This window comes from Mesorhizobium sp. LNHC252B00 (assembly GCF_000502955.1).
In the GTDB taxonomy this organism is placed as follows: Bacteria; Pseudomonadota; Alphaproteobacteria; order Rhizobiales; family Rhizobiaceae; genus Mesorhizobium.
Genome location: NZ_AYWO01000036.1, coordinates 48,703 through 54,783, shown reverse-complemented (window position 1 = coordinate 54,783; position 6,081 = coordinate 48,703). Strand labels below are relative to the sequence as shown.

Here is a 6,081-nt window from a genome sequence, read left to right as displayed (position 1 = left end):
TGTTCGACGGACCTCTCGACTTGAGTTGGCGTCATTGTGCCACGACCTCGGACTTCATCGCCGATCTTTTCGCGTTGCGCTTCCGGTCGTCCCGCAATGACTACATGGAAGTGCGGCACAGCATTGGATATCTGGTCAACGAACTCATCGAAAATGCCGTCAAGTTTCGCGCACCGGGTGAGATCTTGATCGAGGCGTCGATGGATTCGGAATGCTTCAAGCTCAAGGTGTCGAATGACGTCGATGGTGAAGATGCGTCCGAGTTCCAAAGTCTCCTGGCGGACATCACGGTTGGCGACCCCATGGACCTGCTGATACAGCGAATTGAGGCCAATGCCGCGAACCCCGACGTAGGAGGCTCCGGAGTTGGATTGCTGACGTTGATGAGCGACTACGGCGCGCGCCTGGCTTGGATATTCAGCGCCGCCGACGAAAGCGATCGGATTTGCGTGGAGACATATGCCTCCATTCCGATCTCGCAAATTCACAACTAAATGAAACGAAGCTAGCTATGGAAATCAAGACAGACGACTACCGCGTATGGAATGAAGGAAGCGAAATTTTCTTCGACGGTGCAATGCGGCTTGCCAGTTCCGACGCCGGTGCGCCTGTCACGGCGTTNGACCTCCACTTTCTCAACTCTTCCGGCATCAACCTGCTGGCGAAATTTACCATCGAGGTGCGCAAGCATCCCGGTGTTCGACTGGTCGTGCGTGGAACGCCCGACATACCCTGGCAATCGAAATCATTGCCGAATCTGAAGAAGTTGCATCCTGCTGTGGTGCTTTTGATGGACTAATCAGCTCGCTCGAAATTAGCCAAAACACTGCCTGGTTCCAGACCGCCGCAACGAGCGAGATATGTACGCCAGGACAAGTATGTGGATGCGAAGCTAACGACAATTCGGCNCTGCGCGATCAAAGGTGGCGTCATTGAGTAAGCATGCCAAGGTGAACGGCGGCCGGCTGGAGTTCATTCCGCCGCAGATCCCGACTCGGGTCGAGGAGCCGCCCGAAGATGAGGGATGGCTTCACGAGGTCAATCTTGACGGCTACCGAACGCAGGTCATCATCGATAAAGGCGGCGTGCGTCTTTACAGCAAGAACGGCGGCGACTGGACCACGAAATACTGGCCTATCGCGCTGGCTGTCGAGCTGCCATGCCGGGCTGCCATTATCGACGGCGAGATCATTGTGCCAGGCGAGCAGGGCCCTCCCGATCGCCCTTCGCTCGAAGCCGCGATCTGGAACGAACCGGGCCGGCTGGTGTTCGTCGCGCTCGACATCCTCCATCTCGACGGTCGCAATCTAGACTCCTTGCCGTTGCTGCAGCGCAAGCAGGCGCTGTGGCAACTGGTTGAGCACGGCCCCGGCAAGATCCAGTACAGCGAGCATTTCGAGGGCAGTGCGCTAGCGATTTTCCGCGCCCTCGAAAAGGTGGGGCTTGAAAGCATTATCTCGAAGCGCGCCGACAGCTGCTACAGGAGCGGACTGTCGAATACATGGCTGAAGGCCAGATATTTCGAGGGACCCGATTTCTGAGCTTCGACGACCGCTTCTGGCGTAACGACGACCTCAGGATGGCGCCAGCAATTACGCGGTCAAGTCGGCCGGAATGACCGACATCAGACGCATTGCCGCCGTTCGGTCGTGAACTCGCCCATGGCCGCATCGGGTCAAACGCGACCGTTCCCATATGTCGCCTTTTGTTCGCTTAAGCCAGGTCCGCAAGCAGAATAGGCGTCAGGCCTTACCGGCACGCCACCATCTTCACCCGATCAGCTTTCCCCGCCTCGCTTTGACGGCGGCATCAGCCCGCGCCTCCACAGCCTTCTCCACCTGCCGCTTCAGCTCGTCCTTGATATCCACCGTCTCGTTCATCAGGGCATCGATCTTCAGGAAATCGAGCACGCGGTATTTCGACACCGCCGGGCGGACCAGGATGTCGGGGCGGCATTGCTTCAGCTTGTTGGCGATGATCGACTGCATCATCAGCTGCGTGGCGCCGAATATCAGGTCGACGGTGGTTGGGTGCTTGCGGTCGAGCTCTACCGGCGCGCCGACGACGTCGACGCCGATGATGATGTCGGCATCGTTCTCGATCAGGTCGAAGGGCACGGGGTTGTAGATGCCACCGTCGATCAGCAGCCTGCCGTCGCGCATGACCGGGCGGAACACGGCGGGTATGGCCGCTGACGCCGCCAGTGCCGAGTGCAGGTCGCCATCGTCGAAGACGGCCAGCTTGTGGCCGAAATAGTCCGTCGCCGTCACCTTCAGCGGAATTTTGAGCTCGGCAAAAGTTTCGGGAATGGCTTCGGGCAGGAAGGCCTTCAGGATGCGTTCGACGTTGAACTGGCTGACGCGGACCTGCATGGCTTCGGCGATCGTGCCCGGCCTCGCCCGCCACATGCGGCTCGCCACCTGGGCGCGGCGGCCGAGGATCGCGCGGGCATAGTCGTGGATGTCCTTGCCGGTCATTCCAGCGGCCATGCCGGCGCCCATGATGGCGCCGATCGACGAGCCGGCAATCGCCACGGGCCTGATGCCCAGTTCGTCCAGCGCCTCGATGACATGGATATGCGCCAGCCCGCGCGCACCGCCGCCGCCGAAGGCGATGCCGAAGGTCGGGCTCATCCCTTGCCGGCCCCTGCCAGTTTCGGGCCGATGACCATGATGGTCGGCTCTGCGGTCAGCAGCTTTTTCGCCGCCGCCTTGACCTGGTCGAGCGTCACCGCGTTGATGTAGCTCGCGCGGCGCTGCATGTAGTCGATGCCGAGACCGTCGAGCTGCAGCTCGACCAGCGTCGAGGCAATGGCACTCGACGAATCCAGGTTGTTGATGGCGTAGGCGCCGATCATGTATTTCTTGGTCGCCGCCAACTCCGCTTCGGTCGGGCCTTCATCAGCGAGTTGCTCGACCACATCGCGGACGACACCCAGCGTCTCGGCCGCCCGGTCCGAGCGGGTCCCGGTGCTGACGATCAGCGCATTGGCGTGGTCCTGGTTGATCAGCGAGGAGTTGACGCTATAGGCCAGCCCCCGCTTTTCGCGCACCTCCTGGAACAGGCGCGAGGTGAAGGTGCCGCCGCCGAGGATCTCGTTCATCAGCACGGCGGGAAAGAAATCCGCCGCCTTGCGCTTCACTCCGGGATAGGCGAGTTGCAGGGAGGTCTGGGGCAGGTCGTAGTCGACCTCGACATGCTGCGCCAGCTTGGGGTCGATATCGGCCACGGGAGCGAGCGCCTGGTTTTGCGGCAGGCCGCCAAACACCATGTCGAGTTTCTTCTTCAGCGTCTCGGGGTCGATGGCGCCAACCACGGCGACATGCAGGCCGCCGCGCGCGAACACCGCCCTGTGCAGGGCTTTCAGGTCGTCCGGCTTGATGGTGGCGATGCTCTCCCTGGTGCCCTCGTCCGAGCGGGAATAGGGATGGTCGCCGTAGAGTGCCCGCGCCCATTTGCTCTGCGCTACCGTATCGGGGTCGTTCTCGCCGGCGATGATGCCGGACAGTATCTGAGCCCGGATGCGGTCGATCGGCAACTGGTCGAAGCGCGGCTCGTTGACCGCCAGCCGCAGGAGGTCGAACGCCTCGTCGCGCTGCTCGGCCAGCATGCGCATCGAGCCGTAGGTGCCGTCGCGGCTCTCTTCGAAACTCATCTCGGCACCGGCATCGTCGAGCTTGATCTGGAAGTCTTCCGAGTCCAGCGGCCCGGCGCCTTCGTCGAACAGGCCGGTCATCAGGTTGGCCAACCCTTCCTTGCCCGGCGGATCCTGCGTCGAGCCACCGCCGAAGACGAAACGGATGGCGACGACCGGCACGGAATAGTCCTCCACCAGCCAAGCGGTGATGCCCTTTGGCGAGGTGACGGACTGGATGTCCATCGCGCGCGCCGTGAGTGCCGGCAGGATCAGGAAGACGATGGAGAGGAAGAGGGTTACGAGGGCGGCGAGCGCTCTTCCTTCTCCTCTTGTGGGAGAAGGTAAGGGCGCGCCGGCGTGCATCGCGTTCGTGTTCGTCATCAAATCAATTCCCCGCCTGTTGCTGCGGCAAGAGATAACCGGTCGTCGACCGGGCAAGCACCAGATAGCGCGCGGCGACGGCCTTGACGTCTTGGGCGGTGACCTTGCCGATGCGATCCGGCCATTGCTGGACGTCCTGCACATTGCCGCCGGTGGCCAGCGTCGAGCCGTAGATGTTGGCCATGGAATCCTGCTTGTCGCGGGCAAAGACCATCGACCTGATATAGCGGTCCTTGGCCTTTGCCAGTTCCGAGGGCGTCACGCCATCCCTGACGATGCGAGCCACTTCGGCATCGACCGCCGCCTCGATATCGACGAGCTTGGCATCGCCGCGCGGCGAGCCGTAGATGGTGAAATTGGTGTCGTCGAGCATGGTGCCCTGGAAATAGGCGCCGGCGTTGGAGGCGATGCCTTGCTGCACGACGAGTGCCTGGTAGAGCCGGCTGCGGTTGCCGCCGCCGAGGATTTCCGCCAGCAGATCGAGCGCTTCCGCCTCGCCCGGCTTGCCCGAATGATAGGACGGCACCACCCATTGGGTGGAAAAGCTCGGCACGCTGACGCGGGCATCGGCGAGCGTTACCGTGCGCCTGGTGTTCTGCTCCGGTTCCACCGGGCGGATGCGCGGCGGCAAATCGGGGCCGCGCGCGACCTTGCCATAGGTCTTTTCGGCAAGCGCCCGCACCGTGTCAGGTTCGACATCGCCGGCCACGATCAGCACGGCGTTGTTGGGCCGGTAGTATTTGTCATAGAAGGCGGTGGCGTCGGTGCGGTTCAGCTGCTGCATTTCCTGCATCCAGCCGATGACCGGAATGCGATAGGGCTGGTTCTGCCACAGCGTGGCGTCGACCTCCTCGTCCAGCACCGCCTCGGGATTGTTGTCGATGCGCGAGCGGCGCTCCTCGAGGATGACGTCGCGCTCGGTCTTGATGACATCGTCGGTAAGGATGAGGTTGCGCATGCGGTCGGCCTCGAAGCTCATCATCAGCTCGAGCGCCGACGGCACAACCGTCTCATGGAAGGCCGTGTAGTCGTAAGAGGTGAAGGCGTTGTTGGAGCCGCCGATGTCTGAGACGGCGCGGTCGAACTCGCCGGCCGCATGATGGGTCGTCGCCTTGAACATCAGGTGCTCGAAGAAATGGGCAATGCCGGACTTGCCCGGCGGCTCGTCGGCGCTGCCGATCTTGTACCAGACCATATGGGTGACGATCGGCGCGCGGTGGTCGGGAATGACGACGACCTCCAAGCCGTTGTCGAGCAGGAAATCCGTGACCTTGAACGTGGCTGGAATCGTATCGGGCAAGACGAGGCTCTCGGCCAGCGCCGGACCGGTCATGACGAAAGCCAGCGAGGTCGCCAGCAGAGTCCCGCGCAGCCATTCAGCTCTAGATGTCATCAATGCTCCGATTTCCTTGGCAGACGATAGGCAGGGTATGGACCACAAGCAAAGTGAATTGTTGGCCATCTTGCCGTCAAAGGCGGCGGCAAAGAGGCCGGGCGTCAAAAGCTATCAGCCCGCCTCGATGAAGCGGATCACGGTCTCGCCATAACTGCGCTCATCCAGCACGGAAAAGCCGGGGCCTGGCTCGAAGGGCGCCACTGCGGCCTCCTCGACCACGCACAGCGCGCCGGGACGGAGCCAGCCGCCGGCCTTGGCCGACTGCAGGGCACGCTCGCCAAGACCCTTGCCGTAGGGCGGGTCGGCGAAGACGAGGCCGAAGGGCGCAAGCGTGCCGGCCTCGCCGAGGCCGGTGGCATCACGGCGGAAGATCTTGGTACGGCCGGTCAGGCCGAAGGCCTCGACATTGTCGCGGATCAGGCCGCGGCCTTCGGCCGATTCCTCGATGAAGACGCCGTAAGACGCACCTCGCGACAGTGCTTCCAGCCCGAGCGCACCGGTGCCGGCGAACAGGTCGAGCACGCGCGCTCCGTCCAGTTTCTCCGCGAAGCGATGCGCCAGCACATTGAAGACGGCCTCGCGGGTGCGATCGGTCGTCGGACGGATGGCGCTTGAGCGAGGCGTCGCCAAGGGACGCCCGCGAAACTCACCGCCGACGATTCTCATC

General features: G+C 62.6%; 7 protein-coding genes. 3 read left to right on the top strand and 4 right to left on the bottom strand.

Going from position 1 to position 6,081, the window contains the following annotated elements:
• From X744_RS143200 to X744_RS143210, 3 genes are all read left to right on the top strand, one after another.
• The coding region (locus X744_RS143200) for an ATP-binding protein (protein ID WP_023762310.1) at nt 1-494 on the top strand (494 nt) is incomplete at its 5' end.
• Between the two features lie 17 nt (nt 495-511).
• Entirely contained in the window at nt 512-799 is a 288-nt protein-coding gene (locus tag X744_RS143205; protein WP_023762309.1) for a hypothetical protein, read from the top strand.
• Nucleotides 800-932: 133 nt separating this feature from the next.
• On the top strand, nt 933-1,541 hold the full coding sequence (locus X744_RS143210) for a DNA ligase (protein ID WP_023762308.1): 609 nt from the start codon (nt 933-935) through the stop codon (nt 1,539-1,541).
• Between the two features lie 228 nt (nt 1,542-1,769).
• On the opposite strand, the gene X744_RS143215 is transcribed toward X744_RS143210, so the two are convergent.
• The 4 genes from X744_RS143215 to rsmD all read right to left on the bottom strand — a co-directional run bounded on the left by X744_RS143215 (nt 1,770) and on the right by rsmD (nt 6,080).
• The gene (locus X744_RS143215) at nt 1,770-2,633 is read right to left on the bottom strand and encodes a patatin-like phospholipase family protein (protein WP_023762307.1); all 864 of its coding nucleotides are present in this window, start codon (nt 2,631-2,633) and stop codon (nt 1,770-1,772) included.
• Nucleotides 2,630-4,018 (bottom strand): pitrilysin family protein, encoded by a 1,389-nt coding sequence (locus tag X744_RS143220; protein WP_031261130.1) that lies wholly within the window; start codon nt 4,016-4,018, stop codon nt 2,630-2,632. The genes X744_RS143215 and X744_RS143220 overlap by 4 nt, the downstream gene beginning before the upstream one ends.
• Before the next feature lie 4 nt (nt 4,019-4,022).
• Nucleotides 4,023-5,411 (bottom strand): pitrilysin family protein, encoded by a 1,389-nt coding sequence (locus X744_RS143225; RefSeq protein WP_031261128.1) that lies wholly within the window; start codon nt 5,409-5,411, stop codon nt 4,023-4,025.
• A gap of 114 nt (nt 5,412-5,525) precedes the next feature.
• A complete protein-coding gene (gene rsmD / locus X744_RS143230) occupies nt 5,526-6,080 on the bottom strand; it encodes a 16S rRNA (guanine(966)-N(2))-methyltransferase RsmD (protein WP_031261126.1) in 555 nt (184 codons plus the stop codon).
• Nucleotide 6,081: the final 1 nt, after the last annotated feature.